Origin of the sequence: Bifidobacterium sp. MSK.17.10 (genome assembly GCF_019129655.1) — a bacterium.
Lineage (GTDB): Bacteria > Actinomycetota > Actinomycetes > Actinomycetales > Bifidobacteriaceae > Bifidobacterium > Bifidobacterium adolescentis.
In genome coordinates this window covers 24,198-49,642 of sequence record NZ_JAHOJD010000012.1, presented here as the reverse complement: position 1 = coordinate 49,642, position 25,445 = coordinate 24,198, and the positions used below count along the sequence as shown (strand labels likewise).

Below are 25,445 nucleotides of genomic sequence, written 5' to 3'. Positions count from 1 at the left end.
AATCCCGCGTGCGGCACGGTGCGATGCAGCGCGGTACGGCAGCGGGAAATCGCAAGAAAACAGCGCAGCCGGGCAGAGCGGACAGGGCAGGCTCGGCAAAGCGGGTTTTGGCAACACCTAGTGCGAGGGAGAACCCATGGAACTTGAAGATCTTTCGATCGTTGAAAAGGCGGCGATGCTGTCCGGCGGATCCGAATGGGATTCGCGCGGCAACGATCGCGCCGACATTCCCGGCTTCGTCATGAGCGACGGTCCACACGGCGTGCGCAGGCAGCTTGGCGAAGGCGACCACCTCGGCATCGGCGCATCCAAGCCGGCCACCTGCTTCCCGACCGCCTGCACCGTGGCCAACACCTGGGATCCGGCGCTCGCCGAAGAGATGGGCGAGGCGCTCGGCAAGGAAGCTCACGATCTCGACGTGAACGTGCTGCTTGGCCCGGGCATGAACATCAAACGCAACCCGCTGTGCGGACGCAACTTCGAGTACTATTCGGAAGATCCGATCGTCGCCGGCCGTATGGCCGCCGGCCTCATTCGCGGCATCCAGAGCAACGGCGTCTCCGCATGCCCGAAGCATTTCGCGGTCAACAGTCAGGAGCTGCGCCGCCAGGCCAGCAACTCCGTGGTGGACGAACGTACCATGCGCGAATTGTATCTGACCGGTTTTGAAATCGCCGTGCGCGAGGCCAAGCCGATGAGCATCATGACCTCCTACAACGAGGTCAACGGCGTCTACGCCCACGAAAACAAGCATCTGCTGCAGGAGATCCTGCGCGACGAATGGGGCTTCGACGGCATGGTCGTCTCCGATTGGGGCGGCTCCAACTCCGCAGTCGCAGCCGTCAAAGCCGGCGGCTCGCTGGAAATGCCGTCGCCAGGTTTCACCTCCGTGCGCGAGCTGGAAGGCGCGGTCAAAGCGGGCACGCTCGCCGAGGCGGACATCAACAAGCGTGCCGCGGAAGTCGCCAAAATCGCGGCGGCGACCAAGCTCGTCGGCGTCGGCCGCGACGATCTGCTGTCGGACGACATCGCGAAGGCGCACCACGATATCGCCAGAACGGTCGCGGAACATTCCAGCGTGCTGCTGAAGAACGACGCCGCCACGCTGCCGCTCAAGCCGGGCACTCGCGTGGCCGTCATCGGAGATATGGCCGCGACCGCACGCTATCAGGGTTCCGGCTCATCCAAGGTGAACGCCACCAAGGAGGAGAACATCCTCGACGAGGTCAAGAACGCCGAAGGATTGGTATTGGCCGGCTACGAGCAGGGTTACGACCGCCAAGGCAAGCCGGATGAGGTGCTGCTGAACGACGCCGTCGCGCTCGCCAAGAAGGACGCCGTGGATGTGGTGTTGGCCGTCGTTGGCCTCGACGAACGCAGCGAATCCGAAGGCCTCGACCGCTCCACCATGGCGATTCCGCAGGCGCAGAACGATCTCGTAACGGCGTTGGCGAAGACCGGCAAACCGGTGGTGATCGTGCTCGTCGCCGGTTCCCCGGTGGAATTGCCGTGGTTCAACGATGTTGCGGCCATGTTGTACGTAGGATTGTCCGGCCAGGCCGGCGCGTCCGCCACCGTGCGCGCGCTGACCGGCGAAGTCAACCCATCCGGACATTTGGCCGAAACCTGGCCGATGCAATACGAGGATTGCCCAAGCTCCGGCTGGTATCCGGCCATCGGACGTGACGCGATCTACCGCGAGGGCCCGTTCGTCGGCTACCGCTATTACGAGACCGTGGGCGTGCCCGTACGTTTCCCGTTCGGCTACGGTCTGAGCTACTCCACGTTCACGTACAGCGCGATCACCGCCACCGCGACCGGTGTGGATTTCGTCGTCACCAATGATTCCGATGTCGCCGGCTCCACCGTGGCCCAGTTGTATGTGCGCGCGCCGCAGGGCGGCGTGCTCCATCCCGACCGCGAGCTGAAGGGCTTCATCAAGGTCGAGCTGGCAGCGCATGAAAGCAAGAGCGTGCACATCGATTTCGACCGCTACACGTTCCGCCATTTCGATGTTGCCGCCAATGCATGGAAGACGGAAAGCGGCGAATGGACGCTGCTGGTCGGCGACAATGCGGAGCATTTGCCGCTTGCGATTCCTCACACCGTGGCCGGCGATTGCACGACCGCCGATTGCGCCGCCGATCCCGCGCTCGGCCACTATCTGACCGGCCGGGTCAAGGATGTGACCGACGCCGAAATGGCCGTGCTGTTCGGCCATGAGGTGCTTGCCCCCGGCAAGCCGACGACGTTCGGTGTCAACGATCCGATCATGTCGTGGGTGGATTCCAAGGGATTCGCGGCGCGCACTGTTGCCAGGACGCTGACCAAGCGCGAAGCGAAGATTCGCCAGAAGACCGGTTCGCCGGATCTGAACACCCTGTTCATTCTGAATATGCCGCCTCGCGCCATGAGCAAGATGACCCAGGGCATGGTCGATTCGGCGATGGTCGACGCCATCGTGAAGATCGCGAACGGCCATACCTTCCGCGGATTGGGCGGCGTGATCGCCGGCTTCTTCCGCAACCAATCCGCAAACAAGCACACTGCAAAGGAGCTGAACCATGACTGACAACAATGCTGCGAAGCCGGCTGAAACCGGTGCCGGCGAGAAGAAGGTCGGCCCGATCCGCCAGTGGATCAAGGATCATCCGAACATCTGGGAGTTCATCCTGTTCAACGTGCTGTCGAACATCTCCACCATCACCCGCTTCGTGGTGACGTGGATCGGTACCGCCATCTTCATCTCCGGCTTGGGGCTCACGCAGCCGTTCCACTTCCTGATCTTCAACTATGACACCAAGGGCAACGGCCTGGGCGGATTCCTCACCTTCCTGCTGGCCGAGGTGCTTGCGCAGGTGGTGAACTTCTTCGTGCAGATGAAGTGGGTGTTCAAGTCCGACTCCAGCTTCAAGGACGCCGCTTGGAAGTATGTGATCCTCGCCGTGATCATCGTGGTGGTGAACCTTGTGCTGCCGGGCTACGTGACCGGTCTGTGCCAGGGATGGGGCATGAACGCCGGCATCGCAGGCACGATCGCATCCGTGGTCAACACCTTGCTTGCCGTGATCGTCAGCTATCCGCTGCTCAAGTTCTGGGTCATGCCGAAGAGCGGGTCCAAGGAGACGGCCAAGAGCGAGGAGGCCGCCAAGTAGCCCTATTCTGAATTCCTTTCTTCCTGCCCGCCCGGATTTTCCGGGCGGGTTTTCCATGCCTGCTTCGCGCCTGATGTCGTTGGAAGGCGTAGCGTACCTTGCAAATAAGAAGGGTGGTGACTCAGTCGATGAGCCACCACCCTTTGTCATGCCGTGCTATCTAGCGATCAGGCCGGGAAAACGACCTGGCAATTCACGCAGGTGATTACCATGGCCAAAATCGCGTTGATGATGCCACCGAGGTACGGATTGCGGGTCTTGGAATAGATGCCGCGAGCCGTCAGCGGAGTGATAAACAGCAGGAATACGGTGAGGAACATGCTGTCCGGAATGCGGGTGTAGGCCGCACCGAACAGGTCATTGACACCGGTGAGCATGAACTTGGCCCAGCCTGCGCCGGACACCAGTGCCGGCACGGCGGCGGTGACGAGAGCGAGTACCAGGATGTTCACGATCTTGTTCTTGCCATAGGAAGTGTTGTAGTTCATGCAGTTGATGAAGATGGAGGAAATCACGTAGCCAATCAGGAAGATCGGGAGTACCTTAAGCATGTCCACGATCTTGAAGGAGCCGAATGGCATGATGCCCCAGTACAGGAACGAGAAGTTCGTCTTGAAGAAGTACTGCGCTCCCCAGACCAACAGCAGAGTGCCGCCGGTGACGGTGAGAGCCAGCATGATGGTCTTGAACACGCTGAAAGCAGATGTCTTCAAATCGATTTCATCGATGTTCATACCATTCTTCTTAGCGAAGCAGCGGTACCAGATGTAGGTGACAATGGCGGTGAACACAGAGGAAATCGCCAGCATGGAGCCTGCGAACAGTGCCTGCCCCTGCCTGAAGAATGTGCCGATATGGGTGTCGACGCCGTTGTAGTACAGGAACAACGTGCTGACGGTGGCGAACAGGGTGTTGACGATAAGGCAGCCCCATGCCCAAGCCTTGGTTCCCGGATGCGATTCCGCGATACGCATGACGGCATTGCCACGAGAAGTTCCCCTGAAGAGCGGCATCTGGGAGAGCCACAGAGCGAAGAACACGGCGAACATGAACATGCCGATGAAACCGATGGTGCTGCCGATCATACGCCACTGGTAGATCTGGTCGCCCGACTGCAACGAGGTGTTCATATTGAAGGCTTTGACCATGAACTCCATGGCAGCTGCGGTAGAAGACGACTGGAAGAGCTGCGAAGTGTGGAAGCCGTTTTCCAGATAGATGACACGGAATGCTTCCTTGCCATCGACCTTCTTCGTATAGTACTTGCCGCTGACGCCGTCCGCAGTCGAAGAGTCAGGCGTGATGCCGAAGTTCAGGAACGATTTGGCGTTATTGTGCTTGAGATAGTCCGGATTCGGCAGCATCTTGCCGGTCGTCTTGTCGGTCTCCTTGAAGGAGTACTGGTCGAATTTGCCGGCGATGATGCCTACATTGCGATTGCCGTAATAATTAAAGTACTCGCCGTTATTCTTGGAGGCGGCCTGGGCTGAAGTGGTCTTGCCTGGCACATAGCCGAACGACTGAGTTTCGTTGTCTTTGTAGACGGCGTCGCGGCTGACGTACAGCACGGCCTTGATCAGCTGCTTCTTGGCCTTGTTGTCAAGAAGGATCGTCTCGTGAATGGTGTTGCCTCCGCGGGACTGGCCGGATACGGCGATCTGGTCCTTGTCCACGAATGGAAGTGTGGTCGCGTACTTTACCGTGTCATACAGGCCACGGCCGTTGACCAGCCATTCGGTGTTGTTCAGAATCTCGGAGTCGCCGTGTCCGTAAAGATCGAAGGAGAACACGACGAAGCCTCGACGTGCCCATTCGATCTGGTATAGATCCCACTTTTCCTTGAGACCGTTGCCGCCATGTGCGAACACGATGGTGGGTGCCGGCTTGTCGTTGGTGGCGGTCTTGGGCTTGAGCATGTTGATGCCGAGCCTATGTCCGGATGATGTTTCGATGGTCAGATTCTCTTTGGTGACGTTGCCGAAATCCGTCTGTGCCAGATTCGCGATGCAGCTGCCCAGAATGCACAACAACACCGTAACGATGGTGAGTGCGCCATACGCATGCTGCTTCAAGTATTGCCATACTTTCGACATGGTATTTTTCTCCCTCTGTTCCTTCCGCGTCACCCGAAGATCATCCTTCGGTAACGCGGGGCCCGGTTCTTCCTGGAGCCGGTTATAGACTAATTTGAGGATGAAATGACATTGGGATGTGAATGAGAATATGTGCAGTTCGCCACACTGCTGGTTTACCGGAGTATCGGTTGATGATGGGCTTAAAACGTATGCTTATCGCGCGTGTTCGTATGGACACTGGAGATAACATGCACATATGTTCAAAGATTCCGCGCTTTCGTCGATGCAGACCAGACAGCATATCGAAAAGCTGATTCGTGTATCACAGATGTATTATGACGAGGGACTCAATCAATCGCAGATTGCCGGAGAGGTCGGCTATTCGCGGTCATCGGTGTCACGCATGCTCACCGAAGCACGGGAAACCGGAATCGTACAGATTACCATCGGGCACCCATTGCAACGATTGCAATCCCTTGAGGAGAATCTTCGGAACAAATACGGGTTGAAAACGGTACGCGTCGCATATTCATACGATGACAGCATCGCATCGACGCTAGTGTCTCAATGTGCGGCGCAGCTGCTGGTGGAAAACCTCAAACCGGATTCGTTGATCGTTACATCGACCGGGACGCCGATGGCGGCGACAATCAGAGCTTTGCCTCCCCTTGACTACCCTCGTGCGCATGTGACTCAGATGCTGGGTTCGTTGTCTTCCGCCAACTCGTTGACTGATTCTCCGGAAATCTGCCGAATGATGGCAGAACGTCTGGGATGCGCTTACTCGTTGCTTCCTGCACCGTTGATTATGGGATCCGCGGAAGTTGCGCAGGCTGTGCGTTCGGAGAAACTGATTGCCATGACTTTGGCTTTGGGTAACCGAGCCGATATCGCCATTGTCGGTGTAGGAGCGATTCGGCAGGGGCATTCTGGGAGGATTTTCCATTCGTTCGAAGACGCTGCAGTAGCACGGGAGTTGCAGGAAAAGGGAGTGGTCGGGCATATTTGCGGACATCATATCGATATGCATGGCAATCATGTGCGAACCAGTCTGTGTGAGCGCACCATCAGCATCGATTTCGAACGGTTTCGTGACATTCCATTGGTCATTGGAGTCGCTTGGGAGACGTGGCGTGCGCGGGCACTGCACGCATGCTTGGTCGGTGGACTGATGTCGGCACTCGCTACCAATCAGGGAATGGCTGAGTTGTTATTGGATATGGACTAATCACCGTTAGGATGCTGGAAGGATTGGGTATGCCCGTGCGCCACCGTGATGATTGCAATTGCTGCCAGCACGTACAACAGCACGTTGAGCGTCAATGACGCTCCATATCCGCCGGTCATGTCGAAAATCAATCCATGAACTGTGGTAGCGATGGCTACGGTCAGCTGGCCGGTGGCGTTGATGACGGACAGCGCGCGGGCATAATCATCTCCCGGGAATACGCGGCGTATGCTCCAGGGAAGTGCAATCATGAGCAGGCATTGGCCGATTCCCGCCAGAAAACTTGCAGTGATCGCAACTTCCATATTGGCTCCGAAAAGCAGACTGAACCATCCTGTGGTTCCGATGGCGGCAAACAGCGTGATTGCGAATTGCGGTCTGACACGGTCCAGCGTCGAACCTATGGCAAGTTTGCCGACGCTGGCTCCAATCATGCGGGCCGTGACCACCCAAGCGGCCTGTGTAAGCGTGAGTCCGATGGAAATCCCGTACGCGGGAATATGCTGATTGATGCCGGATACGATTTGCAACAAAATCATGGCGGCTGACAGCAGCAGAAACGCCGGTGAACGAAGCATGCCGATGAGATGCCCGCTTTTCGTCCGTGTATCATGCGCAGGTTTGGCGTTTGGGGCAGACGCAGTGTCGAGCTTGCCATGTGGATATGGTTTAAGCAGGTAGGAGCAGGGGAGTAGCAGCACCATCAGCATCGCACCGGTCAGTAGATATGCCGATCGCCATCCATATGACGCGATGACGTGCGAAATCAGAGGATTGAATATGGCTCCTCCCAATCCTGACAAACAGCCGGTTATGCCAAGGACCGTGCCGAAATGAGTGGGAAACCATGCCGCAAGCAGAATGGGTGGCATCAGCGTTATCGGAATAACATAGGCGAGTCCCATCACAGCGAATGCGAGATAGAACTGCCAGAGGGCATACGCCCGACTGCAAAGCAGGAATCCCACGGCGCAGATACCAATGCAGCCGATAAGTGTGGGGCGCAAGCGAATGCGATGTGAAAAGCGACTGAACGCGGCCATGGAGATGGCACTGCAAATCAATCGAATCGATACGGTTAGGCTGACCTTGGCTCGACCCACATGTAAATCACGGCTGATGGCGTCGAAATACAGCCCTGAAGTGTTGGTGATGAGAGCGAAGCCGATGAAGGACATGGCGCAGCAGCCTACGAATACTGCCAGTGAGGAGCGGGTGGAGCGAATCCGTTCTTCCATAGCGTCCTTTCCTAGCTGGTCGTTGGGCGGTACCGTTTGAAGAACGTCGCCGCCTCTTTTACGATTTGCTGTGATTCCTCATTATGCTCCAGGCCGACCTCCTTGACTGCGAAGTCGTGTACGAGAGCGTGGTCAAGACCTTTCGGGAGTAATCGCAGTTCATAATCATGATGGCGGTATTGCAGGATTCTTGCGAATTCCAGAGTGTTGTCCGCGAGATAATCCTCGGTGCTGGTCTGCAGATAGAAGGGCGGAAGATTGCCATCAACTACAAGGCGATCGACATCAAGATAGGGGGAGATGCGAATTCGTTCCTTCAGCGTTGGAAAGTAGCCTTCCGCATAGTATCCCATTGCAGTTCCATGCACGCCTCCCTCGAAGCGATACATGCCGCTGCATCCTGCAATGGCGAGGATGCGGGCGGTTCCGCAGGCTTCCTTCATGCCAAGCTGTGACGCGACGACCGGTGAATGGAGTACGGCGGTGAGGTACAAGATAAGCAGGGTGGCCGCGGAATCTCCAATCAGAAACAGAGCATTCGTATCCATGCCATAGTCATGCGCGTGCTCATTCGTCCAGATAATTGCGTCAAGCGCATCGTGTAGTTGGCCTTGGAATCCAATTTGCGGGACCAGCCGATAGTTGGCATTGACCACGGCGAACCCATACTTCGCTAAATACATATCGCGACACATGGTATTTTGTTTGTCGCCATGGTAGAGACCCCCGCCATGGAAGTCGATGATGACCGGAAGAGGTTCATGTTGTGTTTCCGGACGATACAGGTCCAATTTGCGCAGTTGGTCCGGAATGCCATATGGGAGATCCGTCAGTACATGCACTCCGTTCGGCTTATGCTCTTTGGCGAGTCTGTCTGCGTCGCCGGCATGACGGGCGTTGGTGTTGGACTCAAATAATGCTTTCACCGGTTCGCTGAGCATATGTCACCACCTTGGTTGCGTATGATACGAATACTGTATGCCTGTATCTAGCGCGAACAGTCTAGGAGTTGCACATATGTGCAACCTACGATTCAGACAAGTATCCCAACTATTTCGTCAGTACGTCGAACGGCGGATTGCCTATGCGCTCATGACAGTGTAGATGTTGTCATGGGCTCCGACTTCACGCGCTATTGTGCACGGCTAGTCATTCGAATAGCTAGGAGTCCATCCCCCGTCCAACGTGCCGCCGTTTCATCGTATGATTTTGTTGTGTATGTTTACGATTATACAAATCGTAAACATACACAATAAAGTGGGTGAACGCGACGAAGGACGGGCATGCACCTGACGGCGTCAGCGATTCCTCTCCGCAAAATCGCACATACGACGCAGTCCCTTACGCAACTCATCCGCATCGCCGGCGTACGACAATCGCACGAATCCCTGCCCTTCCTCGCCGAATGCCTCGCCGGGCACCACGGCGGTACTGGCAGTGGGTGGTGAAAGGTATGGTGGAGGTCCGGTTCCTTGCTTTTGGCTGTGGCAGAAATCGTCTGTTTTGTGCAAAAACAAGCCTTTGAAATTGTCTATTTTGTGCATCTTGTGTCTTGAATGCTATATATTCCAATATATTTGCCGCCGATGAATCTGCCGCTGTACGCCTTATGGTGTTTGGCGGATGTGGCCGGCCTTGTTGCCGAGGACGACGAGCCTGATCGGCCGTTCACTATGCAGACGCAAGTTGTGTGACTGACATTGGAATTCATGTTCTGGTGGGGGATGTTGGCGAATAAATCCGCCGTCGGTGGAACGATGGTGATGCGGTAACACGTATGACGAGACGGACTGGAGACGAGGTACACACAACGTGAGAGAGGCAATGGTGTCGGATCAATCGCAGGACGAGGCGGAACAGCAGCCGAAAATCGGCAGAATACCGGCGCTGATCGCGGCGGTGGCCGTCGTCGGCATCGCGATCGGCGCGGCCGCAGGTTTGCTGACGCTCATGCTGTACCAGGTCGAACGTTTCGCGCTTGGATACATCGAGAATGCGCATGAATCCGGTCCGTTCAACGTGCCCGCCATCCGTCGTGCGATCTCCGTGACGGTCGGCGCCTCCATCGCGGCCGTGATGTGGTGGCTGCTGCGCACGCGTACCACAGAAGTGCCATCCGTCAAGAAAGCCGTCGGTGGCGCAATCATGCCGGTCTGGCAGACCATCGTGCATGTGCTGCTGCAGATCTTCATCGTCGGTACCGGCATGTCGATCGGCCGCGAAGTGGCGCCTCGCGAACTTGGCGCGATGTTCGGCCAACGATTCGCCCGCTGGGTGCGTCTCGGCGCGAAGGACACGCGTATGCTGGTGGCCATTACCGCCGCGGCCGGTCTCGCGGGAGTCTACAACGCGCCGCTCGCCGGCACGTTCTTCGCGGTGGAGATCCTGCTCGCCGACGTGACGCTCGAGACGGTCACGCTCGCGTTCGCCTGCTCGGCGCTCGCCTCATGGGTGGCGAGCCTGGTCAAAGGCACGCACGTGTTCTACCTGATTGGCAAAGCGGACGGCCTGTTTACCCCCGATTACATGCTGTTCGCGCTGATTGCCGGCCTGATGCTTGGCGTCGCCGGCGCGCTGTTCCGCCGCGGCTCCCAGTGGGCGGAGCGGAACAAGCCATCTGGAGCGGGCATTCTGTGGATGATGCCGCTTGCTGGCCTATTGACAGGCGTTGTGGCGATTGCCGTGCCGCAGGTCATGGGCAACGGTCGCGCCACCGCGCAGCTGAGTTTCTCCTCGAAGGCCGATCTGGCCGTCATCCCGGTGCTGCTGCTGTCTTTTGTGGCCAAGGCGATCGTCACCTTGCTGACGATCCGTTCCGGCGCGTCCGGCGGCGTGCTGCAGCCGGGCATCGCGTTGGGCGCGTCCGGTGGTGCGATGCTGGGCATTCTGTGGATGCAGATGTTCCATACGAATTCGATCGGCATGTACGCGCTGCTGGGTGCGTGCGCGCTGCTCGCCGCCTCGCAGCAGGCTCCGCTGATGGCGATCTGCCTAGTGATGGAATTGGCCGATGCCCCGATCAACCTGTTCGTCCCCATCGGCTTCGCCGTAGCCGTCAGCGCCTTCACCGCCTCCCGCCTGGCCGCCCCCTTAGCCGCCCTGCATTTGCCACGTCCAAGTACCCCCGTCAAGCGGTAATCTGCGTACCCCTCCTACATGGCCATGAGGCCGGTGCGGCGGGGGATGAGCGCGGTCAGCACGAACCAGTGGTTGTCGGTGCGGATCGTCACTTCGCCGCCATACTGCTGCGCGATGTGCCGAATCGACTTCACGCCGAAACCATGCCGATGCTGGTCGTCGCGCTTCGTGGTACGCAGGTTGCCGTCGGCGTCTTTGCTTAGTCGGGAATCGTAATAATTCTCAACGCGAATCACAATAAAGTGATTTTGTTCGAACAAAGCCAGTTTGATAAGTCGCTGTTCCGGATTCGGCAGTTTCAACGTCGCTTCAATCGCATTGTCGAGCGCGTTGCCGAATAGCGATGCGATGTCCATCGACGACATACCGTCCAGCAGCGAGCCGTCCGCCACGGCGGTGAACGTGATGCCACGATCGGCGCAAGTGCGCTCTTTTGTGGTGAGGATGACGTCGAGCACGGGATTGCCGGTATGCTGCTGGGCGCTGTAGCGCTGCACCGACTTCTCCAGCTGCTCGAATCCTGCCGCCGCGTGCTCAGGATCGACTTCGGCACGCAATGCCGCGATCTGATGCTTCAGATCGTGCGCAAGCCGACCAAGCGATTCGATGTTCTCCTTCGACTGCAGGTACTCCTGATGCTGGCTTTCCAGCTGCGCGTTGATTGACGCGATTTCCGCGCTCGCTTCAATGCGCCGAGCCTGCTCCTGTTGCGCGTATAGAATCGCGAATCCGCAGAAATCCACCAGTGTGCGGATATAGAAGATTTCCTGGCCCATCGAACCGGAGAATGGCGTATTGGTCGAAACGAAGCTCAGATTGCTCATGGCGAAGGTGACGATGGTGATGGCCACCGTCGCGGTTGCCGCGGAGGCGGTCGGTAGCGTGGGTGTGGTTTGGCTGAAATTGCCGCGTTCCACCAGCCATGCCAGGCCGAAACACAGCGCGTAGATGACGATGAGCATGACGATGGCCTGCACACCGTATGAAGTGGCTTGAGCGTCATGTGTGCCGATGAACGCGACGATCTGCCAATGCAGCGACGCCACCAGTTCCGCCAGCACGAACGCGCGTGCCGTGATGTACAGCCCTTCGCGCTTGCCGGTGCCGGCACCGAACAGAATCGTCAGGTACATGCAGCCGAAGGCGAGCAGCATGCCGACGATCCAAAACCAGATCGGCATACTGCCGTCGAAATACTGCACGGCGACGATCGCGGGTAGACCGACCGCGCTGACGATGATGGAACGACGCAACGGCACACGTCGGTACAGCACCGCGATGTACACCATGCACGCCGCCCATTCGCAGATGGCGGTATACGAACGGGGAATGTCGGGCAAGGTGTGGGTGACCGGCACCGTCGACGGTACCGACGCCGCCAACACGTGCACAATGTGTGCGGCATTTGTGGCATCTGCGATATTCACGATATTTGCGATATGCGCGATGCCTGCGATCGCCCCGATCATCTGCCGCCGCCCATGTAATCGGTCAGCGCTGTCAGAAACGCTTTCTTGCGCGGCCGGCTCACGCGCAGCTGCTCGCCGTTCGACATGATGCAATCCTGATCCGCCACGCCCGTCACATGCTTGAGATTGACCAGATAACAGGAGTTCGAGCGGAAGAAATGGTAGTCGGCAAGCTTAGCTTCCATATCCTTGAGCGTGCCGTTGATGGACAGCTTGCCGTCAAGCGTATGGATGACGATGGTGTGCCGAATCGACTCCAAATACAGAATATCCGCCAGATTCAGGCGCATCTGCCCTTTGCCGGTGTCGATAAGCATCGAATCGTCGTCATTGCGCCGCACCATGTCGATCGACTTCTTCAGTTCCTGCGAGAACGCGAACCACGGCAGCGGCTTGAGCAGGTACGACAGCGCGCGCACCTCATATCCGCTGATGGCGTATTGCGGCGCGGCCGTGATGAAGATGATCACCACCTTGTCGTCGCGCTCGCGGATGCGACGGGCGGCTTCCATGCCGTCCATTTCCTTCATTTCGATATCGAGCAGCAGAATGTCGTAGACGGGGCTGTATTTTTCCACGATGCGCGCGCCGTCGTCGAATACGGAGACGGTGAATTGCTCGCCGGTCTCGCTTTGGTAGCGATTGAGGTAATCGAGTACCAATTGGCAGCTTGCAGGGTCGTCCTCGACGACTCCGATTCGGATATTGCGCACGATGAACCTCCACGTCTCACCGTTCAGACTACCGTCCATTCTCTCGCGGAATGAGGATATTGTGATGAAAAACCATCGATTTGAGGGGATGATAACCCCCTAATAGACTGTTTTGAGCGGTGAAAACCCGCGACACGCATTGACGATTCGGTTTGGGTGTGTATAGTAGGTCATGGCTCAACGAAGAGATCTTCGCCAAACCAAATAAGTAAACGCTTTGAATTGTGGCTTTGTCAAAGTAGTAAGCCGCGAGGATGGGCACCGAACAAAAATCCCTTTACAACGGATCGTGAGGCACGTACCTGCCTCTGAAAGGATGACAAATCATGGCAGAAGTCGTATTCGACCATGTTACTCGTATCTACCCGGGCAATGACAAGCCGTCTGTGGATGATCTGAACCTCGACATCAAGGATGGCGAATTCCTGGTGCTGGTCGGCCCGTCTGGTTGCGGTAAGTCTACGACCCTGCGTATGCTCGCAGGCCTCGAAGAGGTCAACAAGGGACGCATCCTCATCGGCGGCAAGGACGTCACCACGATGCAGCCGAAGGACCGCGACATCGCAATGGTGTTCCAGAACTACGCTCTGTATCCGCACATGACCGTCGCCGACAACATGGGCTTCGCCCTGAAGATCGCCGGCACCCCGAAGGAAGAGATCCGCAAGCGCGTCGAGAAGGCCGCTGAGATCCTCGACCTGACCGAGTACCTCGATCGTAAGCCGAAGGCTCTGTCTGGTGGTCAGCGTCAGCGCGTGGCTATGGGCCGTGCAATCGTCCGTGAGCCGAAGGTCTTCCTCATGGATGAGCCGCTGTCCAACCTCGACGCCAAGCTCCGTGTGCAGACCCGTACCCAGATCGCCGCTCTGCAGCGTCAGCTGGGTGTCACCACCCTGTACGTGACCCACGATCAGACCGAGGCTCTGACCATGGGTGATCGTATCGCCGTCATCAAGCTCGGCATTCTGCAGCAGGTCGGCGCTCCGACTGAGCTGTACGATCGTCCGGCCAACGTCTTCGTCGCTGGCTTCATCGGCTCCCCGTCGATGAACATCAACACCCACCCGGTGGTCAACGGCAAGGCAAAGATCGGCGAGGACACCGTGGATCTGCCGACTGAGGCCGTCAACAAGCTCACCGCCGAAGACAACGGCCAGATTGTGGTCGGCTTCCGTCCGGAAGACGCCTCCTTGGCTGCCCCGGATGAGGCCAACGCCTTCTCCCTCAAGGTCATGAACGTTGAGGATCTGGGCTCCGACGGCTACATCTACGGCAACATCATCACCGATGGCTCCGCTGCTGAGGCGTCCACCATGATGTCCGATCAGAACAAGCTCACCACGATCCGCGTGAACCCGCGTGCTCTTCCGAAGGTCGGCGATACCGTCAAGATCAAGATCGACCCGTCCAAGATGCACCTGTTCGCTCCGTCCACCGAGCTGCGTCTGAACTGAGACGATAACGAGTAACCAACCGTCGGGCGTTCCTTATGGAACGCTTGGCGGGTGGTTGAACCAATACTTGGCGGATGTGCAAACGTCCGTCAACCATTAAACGAGACATTCTCTTTCCTCTCTTATTGTCTCGTTGGAAAAGCCCCGCGTTGGTGCGGGGCTTTTCTTTTCCCGCTGTTCTCATCGTGACACTCGTAGTCCCTTTGCCGCCTGCCGTGGGTAGGTCAGCGGGTAAATTGAAGAGCTATGGAATCACATGAATTGCCACAGATGGATCCCCGTGTGCTTAAGGCCACTTCCGTGAAGGCCGAGGACCCCGCAGCGCAGAGCCCGGAGCCGCAGGCGTTGAAGATCACCGCCGCGAGTTCGAATCCGAAGATGTTCACGCTGCCGTGGGAGAAGCCGCTGGCAACATGGCCTGAGGACCTGCTGGTCAACCTGCCGCGAGGCATCTCCAGGCACGTGGTGCGTTTCGTGCACGTGGGCGACGAAGTCTACGCCATGAAGGAAATCACACGCAACGTGGCGGAACGCGAATACGAGCTGCTGCGCCGACTGCAGAAGCTGGAACTGCCTACCGTGCAGCCGATCGCCGTGGTCACCGGCCGCCATAATGCGCAAGGTGAGCCGCTGGAAGCCATCCTGGTCACCAAGCATCTGAAATTCTCGCTGCCGTACCGCGCGCTGTTCGCCCGCAACCTGCGTCCCGACACCGCCGAACGACTCATCGACGCGCTTGCCGTGCTGATGGTGCGTCTGCACCTGGCCGGCTTCTATTGGGGCGATGTGTCCCTGTCTAACGTGCTGTTCCTGCGTGACGCCGACGCTTTCTCCGCGTTCCTGGTGGACGCCGAAACCGGCGATCTGCAGGTGAACCTCACCGAAGGCCAGCGTGAATACGATGTGGATTTGGCCCGTACGAACATCATCGGCGAACTGATGGATCTGTCTTCCGGCGCATTGCTGCCGAGCAACGTGGACGAAATCGAAATCGGAAACCGCCTGGTGGACCGCTACCATTCGCTGTGGAGCGCGCTGACCGACACCGACAAGTTCAGCCCGGACGAGATGTGGAAGATCGAAAAGCGCGTCAATAAGCTCAACGAACTGGGCTTCGACGTGGACGAGCTGGAAATGAAGACCGCCGAGGACGGCAAGCGCGTGCTGGTGCGTCCGCGCGTGGTGGACGCCGGCTACGCCAACCGCAAGCTGCTGCGACTGACCGGTCTTGACGTGCAGGAGAACCAGGCCCGCCGTCTGCTCAACGATCTGGACGCCTACCGCACCTCCACGTGGCGTGATGGCGAGGATCTCGAAATCGTGGCCACCGACTGGATGCGCGAGGTGTTCGAGCCGACCGTGCGCATGATTCCGCGCGAATACCGCTCCCAGATCGAGCCGGCGCAGTTCTTCCATGAGGTACTCGACCATCGTTGGTTCCTTGCGGAGAAGGCCGGCCACGACGTGTCCATGACCGAAGCCGTGAAGAGCTATGTGGAGAACGTGCTGCCGCAGTACAAGCTCGATTCGAAGGATGTCGACGCGCTGAACGCCGAGGCCGATTCCGGCGTGATCGATGACGAATACACTTACGGCACCGACGAGGACGGCTACAACCCGGACGATGATCCGGACGCTGCGGTGTGGAGCCATTAGCCGTTAATGGCATATGAAAAAGCTCAAGCCACAAGGCTTGAGCTTTTTCATAAATATCGTAATAAACGATTACTTGGCTGCTGCGGCCTCGCGACGGGCGCGTGCCACGGCATACAACGTGATGCCCGCTGCCACGGAGGCGTTCAGCGATTCGACCATATTCGACATCGGAATGCCGGCGATGGAATCGCACGCCTCTCGTACCAGACGGCTCAGGCCGTTGCCTTCCGAGCCGAGCACAACCACCAGCGGATCGGTTTCGAAGCCGGTTTCGCCGACGAGCGCGTCACCGCCGCCGTCAAGGCCGACGCTGTAGTAGCCACGTTCCTTCAGGCTTTCGATCGCCTTGGTCAGATTCACCACGCGTGCCACCGGCATGTGCGCGGCGGCGCCCGCGGACACCTTCCATGCGGCGGCCGTGACCGAAGCGGAACGGCGCTCCGGCAGAATCACACCATTCGCGCCGAATGCGGCCGCGGAACGGATGACCGCGCCGAGGTTCTGCGGATCGGTGACGCCGTCGAGCGCGATGAACAGCGGACGTGCCGCGATGCGCGCGCTTTCCGAATCGGCTGCTTCCATGGCACGCGCCTTCTTATCGGCGCGGTCCACGAGCTCTGCCAGCGAGGAATACTGGAACGGTTGCGCCTTCAGCACCACGCCCTGATGGTTCGACGAGCGTGCGATACGGTCCATTTCGAGCCTGTCGGCTTCCAGCAGATGCAGTCCGTGGATGCCGGCGAGACGCACGATTTCGCGCGTGCGATCGTCATGCTCGATACGTGCCGCCACATACAGCGTGGTTGCCGGCACGCCACAACGCAGCGCCTCAAGCACCGCGTTACGACCGATGACCAGATCGTCGGATTCCGACGTGAACTTCGCCGCTCGACGGCGTGCGGCCAGTCGTGGATCGGCCATCTTGCGGCGATCCGCCGCCTTCTTCGCCTTGTAAGCCTTGTGATATACGCGATCTTCGGCCTTGGGGGTCGGCCCCTTGCCCTTCAGCGCGTTACGATGCTTTCCGCCCGACCCCTTGGTCGGTCCTTTTTTCATTGCTCCCATAACCGTCTATTGTCCCAGCACCCCGGGAAAAGTGCCTCGGGAAAAGCGCTTCAGAAAAGCGGCTCGGCTGCAGGCGGTCGGCCAAGTATGATGAAAAGAATGGAAAAGAAGAGAGAGTTTTTCGGACTGCCCATCATGTTCTGGGGCCTGTGGGTCACGCTGCTTATTTTGTGGATGGGCCGTTTCGTCACCTCGTTTCTTTCCATGTATCTCGTGTCCGACATGCACGTGAGTGCGGGCGTTGCCGGCACGATCGTCTCCATGTATGGCTTCGGCGGCATTTTCGGCTGCCTGTACGGGGGTGCGCTGTCCGATCGGTTCGGCCGGCCGGCGATGATCGTCATCGGCAACCTCGGTTCCGCCGTGATGCTGGTGTTGCTGGCGTTTATCGGCAATCCATGGATTATGGCGATTGCGCTGCTGATTTACGGCGCGATTTCCTCCATGCCAACGCCCGCGGTCGCGGCCTACGTTTCCGACGTGGTGCCGTTCCGCAAGCAAAAGCGCGCGTATTCGCTGCAGACGTGGGCCGCGAATTTTGGTTTTGCGATCGGCCCGATCATCGCCAACCAGCTGGTCAAAATCTCCTATTCGCTGATGTTTTATGCGGAAGCGGCGGTGCTGGTGTTCGCGACGTTGCTGATGATTGTGTTTTTCAAGGAAGCTGGAATTGGCGGGCGTGCTGCGAAATCGTCTGTGAAACAAGTTGTGGAACAGCCTGCGGAAGCGGCGGAATCGCAGCGATCGCAACAATTCTCCATCTGGCGTAGCTACCGTCGCGCCTGCACCGACAAAGCGCTCATGTCGATGGTGGTGCTGATGTTCCTGTACACGCTGGCGTATTACCAGATTGTCAGCGGCTTGCCGATTTCCATGACGCAGATCGGTCTCGGCACGGACGAATATTCCAGCCTGCTGACCATTAACGGCGGCATTCTGTGCCTGCTGCAGATTCCTGCGATCGCACTGTTCCAGCGCATGAGCAACACCCGTGTGCTGGTGCTGGGCATGTCCATTACCGCGGTTGGCTACGCGTTCCAGATTGGTGCGAATTCGTGGGCGACGTTCGCGATTGCGACCGTGCTATGGACGCTCGGCGAGCTAGGCACATTCCCGATTGCCGCTACGACGGTGGCGAACATCGCGCCGAAGGATGTACGCGGCACGTATCAGGGCTTGTACAACCTGGTGTGGTCGCTATCCAACGCGTTTTCGCCGCTTGTCGGAGGCTGGATTTTGAACGCGTTCGGCAGTCACGTGCTGTGGACCTGCTGCACGGTGATGTTCGTAATTGTGGCGATCGGCTTCTACGTGACGCGCGGCCCCCGCGAACGCGCCGCAGCCCGCAATCTTGCGATGGAGGAACTGTAGCGGTTGCGCTGCGCAGGTGGCGTGCGGTAGATACGCCACCGAACTTGCCAGACAACTTAACATAACTTAACGGCAACTTCGCATCTGTTAAGTTCGCTGGTAAGTTGCTGTTAAGTTCGTGCGAAGTTGACGGAAAGCGATGTATTGGCGTGATTGTGTGGCACAAATAATGGACATTGCCGGCAAGACAGGGGTGCATGTGCGCGTATGAAAAAGCGGGAGGCCGCGATTCGGTTGGAATCGCGGCCTCCCGCTATGCGATTTAAAAAATCGGAAAGAAGAGAATCGGTGCCGCAGCGTTCGCTGCGGCGGTGCCTTGCCTCACGCGGTCTGTTTCAAAGAGATGGCCTGACGCGGTTCGGCTTGCCTTCCTGCTTGAAGGTCTTACTTGTTGAGGACCTTCTTCATCAGATCAGCGGAAGCCTTGGCAAGTGCGAACTGGCCGAAGCCCGGATCGATGGAAGCGAGGTTGGAGTTGAGGATCTGGTTGAAAGTGTCGTTGTTCTTCATGATGTTTCCTTTCGGACGACCGCCTGGTTTCTTGCTTCTTTTTTTCTTCTCTACATCGTGCGGTGCGTCGCTATTGTGTTGTTTTTCTTGTTCTTCGTTCTTCTGTTGTTTTTCTGTTGTGCCTTTACTATACGCACGTCGGTATGCGTCTGGCATGCCGCAATCGTCATTTCTATTGTAAAATCATCGGGTTATCTTGAAGAAAATGTGATTACTGTGCCCGCATAACAACACAATCGCCGTATCGTACGCTGACACGAGACGGAACATATCCATTCCCATGTCAACGCGCGATACGGCGATATCGGCGTAAATCAGCGGAATAATCGTAAATCAGCGGGGCTGACGGAAGTGACGGTCACCGATTGGATCGAACGGCGTGTGCGGTTCAAGCTGGTACCAGTATGCCACCGACGCGACGTCATCCTGCCGCTCGAAATTGCCGGCTTCCTCGGTGCCGATCTGCTGCCAGGTGACGCGCAGGTCAGAATCGAAATAAATCGGATCCGGAATGTGCCAGCGGTACAGGCCGCGCATGACGGGTGTGGCCACATCCCAGTAGTCGCTTTCGCGGTGCGCGGCAAGACGCTGCGAATAGAACGGGAATCCTAGGTACGGTCCGGTGAACGTGTTCTCGCGCATGCGGCCATGCTCGTCGAAGTCGGCGAAACTCCACGCGCCGCCGAAGTAGTCTTCCGCTCCGGTGCTGCACCACGTCGGGTACTGTTCATCGCCGTCGATGTACATTTTGACTTCGCCTTCGCCCCACCAGCGGCTTTCCAGCGCGGTCAGCGCAAGGTAGGTGCCGATGTACGCGCCATGGCCGTGCACATTGTCGAGAATCGTGTAGTCACGGGCAATTTCGGTGACGCGTTCGCGGCGCCACTGCGCATGGAAGCGCATCGCATCGGCTGGCAGCGCGTCGTATTCCGTGTAGTCGATTTGGTAGAAGAAGGCCGGCACGTCCTCGTTGTGATCGTTGCGCAGCACAATGCGCGCGTGCTCGAACGGCATGGCGAAATAGCAGTTGAAACCTCGATTTGGCACCACCATGATCGGGATGGAATTGATACGGCAGGCCTGTGCGTGACCGCAGCAGAAGAAATCGCCGATCGGGCACTGCACGGACGGCGTCTCCTCGCCATCCCAATAGAATTCGAGGATGAGATTGCGCAGTACGTTCGGACCGGTCGGGGAAGTGCGGTCGGTGACCGTCATCCAAATGTGGCGAATCACGCCCGGGCCATCGACGTCCATCAGCGTGACCGAATCGCCCGCCTTGATCGTCTGGATGCAAGGGCTGCCCTTACGTGACGGGCCGAGCGCGCTGGCGGCGGTGGCTGCAGTGCCCTTGCCGCCGGTCGGGTTTTCGGCGTTGACGCAACGTGTACGGCCGTGGTCCGTCGCGATTGCTAGCGAATCGAGGGCACCGTTGCCGAAACCGGAAGTCGCCATAGTATTCATTGTTCTCTCCTTTGTTAAACAGCTTGGGAAACGCGGAAATGGGTGCGCCGCCTACCACTGCCGACTATCGTAGATCCCCCTTGCGGTGGGCGCGTCGATAATGCCGGCCACGGTGCTGAAAGCCGCCGCGGCCGGTTGTATCTATTTTTGCGTTATTTCACAACATCCCAGCGTTGTTGGGTCGCGTTACTTCACTGCACCGGCGGTGATACCCTGCGACAGCTTGCGCTGGAAGATGATGAAGAAGATGATGGTCGGGATGATGCTCAGCAGTGATGCCGAAGCCAACGTGGTTGCTTCCATCGTGCGCTGGCCCTGCAGGGTGGCGAGTGCCAGCGGAATGGTCTGCACATTATCTCCCATGAGGAACGCCATTGGGATCATGTATTCGTTCCACGTCCACACGAAGAAGAACACAAACAGCACGCTGATGGTCGGCCAAGAGATTGGCAGCACCACCTTGCGCAGGATTTGCCAGCGGGATGCGCCGTCGATGGCTGCGGCCTCAAGGATGGCCTGCGGGAACGTGCCGTATACGGAGGACAGCAGATAGGTGCCGTAGGCGCTTTGGATGATGGTGAAGATGATGATGATCGCGAGTTTGGTGTTGTACAGACCGACCTGCTTGAACATGGTGTACAGCGGGTAGAGCAGCGCTTCCTGCGGCATCATGTTGGCGAGCATGATGCCGAGCACGATCCAGGTGTTGCCCTTGACCTTGCCGATGCCGAGCGCGAAGGAGTTGAGCACCGACAGCACGACCGCCGCGACAGCCACCACTAGGGAGATGATGAAGCTGTTCCAGAACTTCAGCGGGAAGTTGGTGGTAGTCCAGAAGGAGATGATGCCCTCCATGGTGAAGTGCTTCGGCAGGGAGAGCGGGCCGGTGGCGTTGTAATCGGCGGAGGTCTTGAACGCGTTGACGGTCAGGACGAGCAGCGGGAACAGGACGAGCAGAGCTCCGGCGACGAGCAGGATCAGGGTGATCCAGTCACCTGCGGAACGCACGTGCTGCGTTTTCTTCGAGGCCTTGCGCGCGGCGGCCGTGGACATGGAATAAGTCATGATGGCACCTTTGCTTTTCGGATTTTTAGTATGTTCTTGCGATTGTTTTTCGGGTTTTCTCTCAGACGAGTTCCTTCTCGACGTGCTTCTGCACGAGGGTGAACACGATGGAGAAGACGATGATTACCACAGTCAGCGCTGTGGAGATTGCGGCACCGTAGCCCACCTGCTGCACCTGGAAGAACTGGTTGTAGGAGTAGTACGACGGAACCGTGGTGGAGGTGCCCGGACCGCCCTTGGTGAGCAGGTAGACCGGAGCGAAGGTCTTCAGTGCGCCGATGGTTGCGGTGAGGATGACCACCAGCAGTTCAGGGATGATGGACGGCAGGGTGACCACGCGGAACTTCTGCCACCAGTTGGCGCCGTCAAGACCTGCGGCCTCGTAGAGTTCCGGATCGACGCGCTGCAGGCCCGACATGAAGATGACGATCGGGTAGCCGAGCTGGATCCACACCAGGATGAACATGAGGATCGGCAGTGCGCTGTCAGGGCTGCCCAGCCAGTTGTGCTGCAATGCACCCAAGCCGATCTTGGCGAGCAGTGCGTTGACGGCACCGTCCTCCGGACGGAAGATCCAGCCCATGATGATTGCGGCGACGGCCACCGGAAGCAGCTGCGGCAAATAGAACAGCGCGCGCAGGAAGGAAGCGGTTTTGCCGCCGAACTTCTTTTGGATCACGTCGGTGAGCAGAGACGAGATGAACAGGCCGAGGATGGTAGGGATGACCACGATAGCCACGATGATCCAGAACGAGTTAGCGAAGGAAATCCAGAACGTCGAATCGGAGAACAGGCGTTTCCAGTTTTTCAGGCCGACCCACTTGACGGGACCGACGCCACGCCAGCGGGTGAAGCTCAGGTAGATGTTCCAGATGAACGGAACAATAACTACCGCGAACAGACCGATGAGGCCGGGGATGAGGTATGGAACGAATTTCGCGGAGCGGTTGCCGGGAAGTCTCGACATGGAGGCTTCGTGCTTGGTCTTTTGAGACATTGCAAGTCCTTTGAAATATTGATGATCCGAGGGATTTCCGATGGATTGTTCTGTGATGACGCACGATTTGGCGCGATGCGACGTGCGGAATGTATGGGGGAGGAAAGGGTTGGTGCGGTCCGCCCGAAGACGGGCCGCACCATTATTGGAGTTGGAATGGAAAGGAAGGATCGGTTGTTTTTAGTTGTTCTTGACGCCCATGTCCTCGACGCCGGTGTCGTACTTCTCGTGGATGTTCTTGAGCACGTCTGCCGGCTTCTTGGTGCCGTTGACCAGCTCCTGGAACTCCGCTGGAACCGCGTCGGTGAGGTTGGAGGCCGCGTAATCCGGGTAGTAGCTGAGCTTGCCGTCCTTGGCGTAGGAATCGTATTCCTCGATCATGGCCTTGCTCTTCGCGTCGGTGATCTTGCTGGTGTCTGCCGCTACCGGAATGCCGCCTGCGTTGCCGAGGAAGTTCTGCACATCATCGGAGAGGACGTAGTCGATGAACTTGGCGGACAGATCCTTGTGGTGCGACTTCTCAGGAATCACCAGCAGGTTGCCTGCGCAGCCGACTGCGTAGTTGGATTCCGGCATGACGGCCGCGTCCCAATCGAACGACTTGATCTGCTTGACGAAACGGCCCTGGTTCCAAGTACCAGTCTGGTAGATCGGATATTCGCCCTTGATGAAGGCCTGCGTGGTGTCCTCGGCCTTCATGCCAGTGGCGTTGCGGGAGATGAAGCCCTTGTCAAGCCACTCGTTGATGGTCTTGACGGAGCTGGTCAGCACTTTGGAATTCCAGTCGACGTCACCCCTGTACAGCTGCCAGTTGTCGATGAACTTGGAGTCGGCATTCTTGGAAACGAGCTGCCACCACAGCCACATCACGCCGTATTCCTGCGCGTCGGCTGCAATCGGGGTCACGCCGGCGTCCACGAACTTCTGGCAGGCGTCCACGAACTCGTCGTAGGTGGTCGGAATCTTGATGTTGTACTTGGCGAACAGGTCCTTGTTGTAGTAGACGCGCTGGAATTCAGCGTAGCTGGTCATACCGTACCAGGTATCGCCGTCCATGATGCCGTTCTCGTCGTACTTGGCGACTGCTGCGTTTGCGCCGGTCACCTTCTTGTCCCAGCCGTACTGCTTAACATAGTCGCCGAGGTCGGTGAGCAGGCCCATGGTGGAGAGCACGCCGGCGGAGCCGTTGCCGCGGTTGGATTCCATGAGGTCCGGGGCTTCGTCGGAGTTCAGGAATTGGCTGCCGTTCTGCGCGATCTGGGTGAAGGACTTGCGCTCGAAGTTGATCTTGACGCCGGTCTCTTTTTCGAAGGCCTTGGCCGCGCGACGCCAAGCCTGAGTCTGGCCTGCGTCGTCCTCTTCGTAATACCAGAACGACAGGCTGTCCGGCTTTTCCTCGTCCTGTGCGGTTATCGCTACCACATGCGGCGAGGGAGGTCAGCGACAGTGCTGCGATGGCCAGCGTGGCCAGTCCTCGTTTGATGTTCATTGCTATTCTCCTTGTTTCCTTCTTGAGGCGCGCCCTGCGGCACGGCTCACATCTGGTTGTATTGAAACGTTTCGATGACGTGCGTGCGATTCCGCGGTCCGTTTGGATTCGCCGGATTTCGCCCGGCTTGTTCGTTTGTTCGGTTTCTTCGGAGACCGTTGTATCGTCATTGAAACGTTTCGATTATCCGTATGAAATTATGTTGCCTTGCGATTCCGTCCGGCCGCTCTGCCTTCCGGTAATTGCAGGAAAATCTATATTGTTCCGCCGGACCCCGCTTCCGTAACGGATCCGCGTCGCTTCAGCGCGGGTTCGATGAGTTCCACGGAACCTTTGATGTCGGTGTGCTCCTCGATGGCGGAGACCAACAGGTTCATGGCTTCGGCGCACAGCTCCTCCGGCATGACCGGCATTTCGGTGATGGGGAAGCGCGTCGGCTCGCCTTCGAAATACGTGCCGCACGACAGGACCGAAACGTCCTGCGGAATCGACATGCCCGCGTCGTGCAACGCCATCAGCACCTGGCTGAGAACGCTTGCGTTCGCCTGGTTGATGATGGCGGTCGGGCGGTCGGGGTGCACGAAGACGGTGCTGACGAAGTGCTGCGCGTCGAAGCTGTCCGCTTCGTAATGCTCGGATTCGATGACCGTCATGCCGAGCTCCTTCGCGTGCGCCAGCAGGCTTTCGCGGAAGATGACGACGTAACCGGAATGGCGGTTGTAGTCGGATTCGTTGTTGCGCAGGAACACGACGGTGCGGTGTCCCTTCTCGTACAGGAAGTCGACGGCCTTGCGGCCCATCAGCGCGAAATCGATGTCCACGCAGGCGCAGCCGGCGTGCGACGACGGATAGCCGATAGCCACGCACGGCTTGGAAAAAGTGCCGGATTGAGCGGCGCGCTCGTCATCCTGCTCCACGTCGAGCAGCACGATGCCATCCGCAAGATTGCTTTGCGTCACGCGGCGGATATCCTTCACTGCATCCGGACCGGTCAGCAACATCACGTCATACCCTGCATTCCTTGCGGCCCATGCGGTGCGCAGGAAGTAGGCGTTGTACCTGGCCTGGTTGATGTCGCCTCGAATCGGGGCGCTCAACGCGATGATCTGGTTGCGCATGCCGCGCATCTTACGGGCGCTGGCGTCCGGAGTGTAACCGAGCTTCTCTACGGCGGCCATGACTTTGTCGGTGGTTTTCGCAGAGATTGAACGCTTGCCGGATAGTACATAGGAGACGGTGCTGGCGGAAACTCCCGCTTCGCGGGCCACGTCTTTGATGCCTGCCATGCGTCTCGCCTCCCTCTTGTGCCGTTCTATCCGCTATTTATCGAATCGTTTCGTCGAAACGTTTCACTTAGC

The 25,445-nt window shown here is 58.1% G+C and carries 18 protein-coding genes and 2 pseudogenes; 7 read left to right on the top strand and 13 right to left on the bottom strand.

Annotated features, from left to right (window positions below):
• Nucleotides 1–136: 136 nt before the first annotated feature.
• Complete coding sequence (locus KSX58_RS09570; RefSeq protein WP_003806556.1) at nucleotides 137–2,572, top strand: glycoside hydrolase family 3 C-terminal domain-containing protein; 2,436 nt, start codon at nucleotides 137–139, stop codon at nucleotides 2,570–2,572.
• Nucleotides 2,565–3,155, top strand: coding sequence for a GtrA family protein (locus KSX58_RS09565; protein ID WP_085380566.1), 591 nt, complete (start codon nucleotides 2,565–2,567; stop codon nucleotides 3,153–3,155). The genes KSX58_RS09570 and KSX58_RS09565 overlap by 8 nt, the downstream gene beginning before the upstream one ends.
• A gap of 167 nt (nucleotides 3,156–3,322) precedes the next feature.
• Here KSX58_RS09565 and KSX58_RS09560 read toward each other — a convergent pair whose 3' ends face one another.
• Nucleotides 3,323–5,248 (bottom strand): alpha/beta hydrolase, encoded by a 1,926-nt coding sequence (locus KSX58_RS09560; protein WP_171025003.1) that lies wholly within the window; start codon nucleotides 5,246–5,248, stop codon nucleotides 3,323–3,325.
• 238 nt (nucleotides 5,249–5,486) lie between these two features.
• On the opposite strand from KSX58_RS09560, the gene KSX58_RS09555 reads away from it, so the two are divergent.
• Entirely contained in the window at nucleotides 5,487–6,458 is a 972-nt protein-coding gene (locus tag KSX58_RS09555; RefSeq protein ID WP_217736224.1) for a sugar-binding transcriptional regulator, read from the top strand.
• On the opposite strand, the gene KSX58_RS09550 is transcribed toward KSX58_RS09555, so the two are convergent.
• From KSX58_RS09550 to KSX58_RS09540, 3 genes and pseudogenes are all read right to left on the bottom strand, one after another.
• Nucleotides 6,455–7,696, bottom strand: coding sequence for an MFS transporter (locus tag KSX58_RS09550; RefSeq protein WP_227561805.1), 1,242 nt, complete (start codon nucleotides 7,694–7,696; stop codon nucleotides 6,455–6,457). The genes KSX58_RS09555 and KSX58_RS09550 overlap by 4 nt on opposite strands.
• A gap of 11 nt (nucleotides 7,697–7,707) precedes the next feature.
• The gene (locus tag KSX58_RS09545; protein WP_034983920.1) at nucleotides 7,708–8,637 is read right to left on the bottom strand and encodes an alpha/beta hydrolase; all 930 of its coding nucleotides are present in this window, start codon (nucleotides 8,635–8,637) and stop codon (nucleotides 7,708–7,710) included.
• Between the two features lie 357 nt (nucleotides 8,638–8,994).
• Nucleotides 8,995–9,123 (bottom strand): annotated as a pseudogene (locus KSX58_RS09540) (pyridoxal phosphate-dependent aminotransferase); the annotation flags it as partial.
• Between the two features lie 397 nt (nucleotides 9,124–9,520).
• Here KSX58_RS09540 and KSX58_RS09535 point away from each other — a divergent pair.
• Entirely contained in the window at nucleotides 9,521–10,834 is a 1,314-nt protein-coding gene (locus tag KSX58_RS09535) for a chloride channel protein (protein WP_229043491.1), read from the top strand.
• A 14-nt stretch (nucleotides 10,835–10,848) separates the two neighbouring features.
• Here KSX58_RS09535 and KSX58_RS09530 read toward each other — a convergent pair whose 3' ends face one another.
• Together KSX58_RS09530 and KSX58_RS09525 are read right to left on the bottom strand one after the other, a co-directional pair.
• Nucleotides 10,849–12,216 carry an ATP-binding protein gene (locus KSX58_RS09530; RefSeq protein WP_229026256.1) on the bottom strand — a complete coding sequence of 456 codons (1,368 nt, stop codon included), beginning with the start codon at nucleotides 12,214–12,216 and terminating at the stop codon, nucleotides 10,849–10,851.
• Nucleotides 12,217–12,299: 83 nt separating this feature from the next.
• Nucleotides 12,300–13,055, bottom strand: a complete 756-nt coding sequence (locus KSX58_RS09525) for a LytTR family DNA-binding domain-containing protein (RefSeq protein ID WP_055309309.1) — start codon at nucleotides 13,053–13,055, stop codon at nucleotides 12,300–12,302.
• Nucleotides 13,056–13,342: 287 nt separating this feature from the next.
• On the opposite strand from KSX58_RS09525, the gene KSX58_RS09520 reads away from it, so the two are divergent.
• Together KSX58_RS09520 and KSX58_RS09515 are read left to right on the top strand one after the other, a co-directional pair.
• Nucleotides 13,343–14,470: an ABC transporter ATP-binding protein gene (locus KSX58_RS09520; RefSeq protein ID WP_003806539.1), complete on the top strand. Its 1,128-nt coding sequence runs from the start codon at nucleotides 13,343–13,345 to the stop codon at nucleotides 14,468–14,470.
• A gap of 246 nt (nucleotides 14,471–14,716) precedes the next feature.
• Nucleotides 14,717–16,126: a DUF4032 domain-containing protein gene (locus tag KSX58_RS09515; RefSeq protein ID WP_033500195.1), complete on the top strand. Its 1,410-nt coding sequence runs from the start codon at nucleotides 14,717–14,719 to the stop codon at nucleotides 16,124–16,126.
• Between the two features lie 69 nt (nucleotides 16,127–16,195).
• Here KSX58_RS09515 and rlmB read toward each other — a convergent pair whose 3' ends face one another.
• Nucleotides 16,196–17,191 (bottom strand): 23S rRNA (guanosine(2251)-2'-O)-methyltransferase RlmB, encoded by a 996-nt coding sequence (gene rlmB / locus KSX58_RS09510; protein WP_039776005.1) that lies wholly within the window; start codon nucleotides 17,189–17,191, stop codon nucleotides 16,196–16,198.
• Between the two features lie 99 nt (nucleotides 17,192–17,290).
• Between rlmB and KSX58_RS09505 the strand changes: the two genes are divergently transcribed.
• The gene (locus tag KSX58_RS09505) at nucleotides 17,291–18,562 is read left to right on the top strand and encodes an MFS transporter (RefSeq protein WP_046999738.1); all 1,272 of its coding nucleotides are present in this window, start codon (nucleotides 17,291–17,293) and stop codon (nucleotides 18,560–18,562) included.
• A 384-nt stretch (nucleotides 18,563–18,946) separates the two neighbouring features.
• Here KSX58_RS09505 and KSX58_RS10555 read toward each other — a convergent pair whose 3' ends face one another.
• From KSX58_RS10555 to KSX58_RS09480, 6 genes and pseudogenes are all read right to left on the bottom strand, one after another.
• A complete protein-coding gene (locus tag KSX58_RS10555) occupies nucleotides 18,947–19,072 on the bottom strand; it encodes a hypothetical protein (RefSeq protein ID WP_256134736.1) in 126 nt (41 codons plus the stop codon).
• 333 nt (nucleotides 19,073–19,405) lie between these two features.
• Entirely contained in the window at nucleotides 19,406–20,536 is a 1,131-nt protein-coding gene (locus KSX58_RS09500; protein WP_011743881.1) for a glycoside hydrolase family 172 protein, read from the bottom strand.
• Nucleotides 20,537–20,722: 186 nt separating this feature from the next.
• Nucleotides 20,723–21,601, bottom strand: coding sequence for a carbohydrate ABC transporter permease (locus tag KSX58_RS09495; protein WP_021913101.1), 879 nt, complete (start codon nucleotides 21,599–21,601; stop codon nucleotides 20,723–20,725).
• Nucleotides 21,602–21,662: 61 nt separating this feature from the next.
• Nucleotides 21,663–22,598: a carbohydrate ABC transporter permease gene (locus KSX58_RS09490; protein WP_217736223.1), complete on the bottom strand. Its 936-nt coding sequence runs from the start codon at nucleotides 22,596–22,598 to the stop codon at nucleotides 21,663–21,665.
• Between the two features lie 180 nt (nucleotides 22,599–22,778).
• A pseudogene (locus KSX58_RS09485) lies at nucleotides 22,779–24,087 on the bottom strand (ABC transporter substrate-binding protein).
• 254 nt (nucleotides 24,088–24,341) lie between these two features.
• On the bottom strand, nucleotides 24,342–25,373 hold the full coding sequence (locus KSX58_RS09480) for a LacI family DNA-binding transcriptional regulator (protein ID WP_217736221.1): 1,032 nt from the start codon (nucleotides 25,371–25,373) through the stop codon (nucleotides 24,342–24,344).
• Nucleotides 25,374–25,445: the final 72 nt, after the last annotated feature.

Bases quoted from the DNA above. Each gene is read 5' to 3' on its own strand.
- KSX58_RS09500 (WP_011743881.1), bottom strand. From the start codon at position 20,536: ATGAATACTATGGCGACTTCCGGTTTCGGCAACGGTGCCCTCGATTCG.
- KSX58_RS09490 (WP_217736223.1), bottom strand. From the start codon at position 22,598: ATGTCTCAAAAGACCAAGCACGAAGCCTCCATGTCGAGACTTCCCGGC.
- KSX58_RS09570 (WP_003806556.1), top strand. From the start codon at position 137: ATGGAACTTGAAGATCTTTCGATCGTTGAAAAGGCGGCGATGCTGTCC.
- KSX58_RS09555 (WP_217736224.1), top strand. From the start codon at position 5,487: ATGTTCAAAGATTCCGCGCTTTCGTCGATGCAGACCAGACAGCATATC.
- KSX58_RS09515 (WP_033500195.1), top strand. From the start codon at position 14,717: ATGGAATCACATGAATTGCCACAGATGGATCCCCGTGTGCTTAAGGCC.
- KSX58_RS09520 (WP_003806539.1), top strand. From the start codon at position 13,343: ATGGCAGAAGTCGTATTCGACCATGTTACTCGTATCTACCCGGGCAAT.
- KSX58_RS09535 (WP_229043491.1), top strand. From the start codon at position 9,521: ATGGTGTCGGATCAATCGCAGGACGAGGCGGAACAGCAGCCGAAAATC.
- KSX58_RS09550 (WP_227561805.1), bottom strand. From the start codon at position 7,696: ATGGAAGAACGGATTCGCTCCACCCGCTCCTCACTGGCAGTATTCGTA.
- KSX58_RS09480 (WP_217736221.1), bottom strand. From the start codon at position 25,373: ATGGCAGGCATCAAAGACGTGGCCCGCGAAGCGGGAGTTTCCGCCAGC.
- rlmB (WP_039776005.1), bottom strand. From the start codon at position 17,191: ATGGGAGCAATGAAAAAAGGACCGACCAAGGGGTCGGGCGGAAAGCAT.
- KSX58_RS09525 (WP_055309309.1), bottom strand. From the start codon at position 13,055: ATGGACGGTAGTCTGAACGGTGAGACGTGGAGGTTCATCGTGCGCAAT.
- KSX58_RS09560 (WP_171025003.1), bottom strand. From the start codon at position 5,248: ATGTCGAAAGTATGGCAATACTTGAAGCAGCATGCGTATGGCGCACTC.
- KSX58_RS09565 (WP_085380566.1), top strand. From the start codon at position 2,565: ATGACTGACAACAATGCTGCGAAGCCGGCTGAAACCGGTGCCGGCGAG.
- KSX58_RS09545 (WP_034983920.1), bottom strand. From the start codon at position 8,637: ATGCTCAGCGAACCGGTGAAAGCATTATTTGAGTCCAACACCAACGCC.
- KSX58_RS10555 (WP_256134736.1), bottom strand. From the start codon at position 19,072: ATGAAGAACAACGACACTTTCAACCAGATCCTCAACTCCAACCTCGCT.
- KSX58_RS09495 (WP_021913101.1), bottom strand. From the start codon at position 21,601: ATGACTTATTCCATGTCCACGGCCGCCGCGCGCAAGGCCTCGAAGAAA.
- KSX58_RS09505 (WP_046999738.1), top strand. From the start codon at position 17,291: ATGGAAAAGAAGAGAGAGTTTTTCGGACTGCCCATCATGTTCTGGGGC.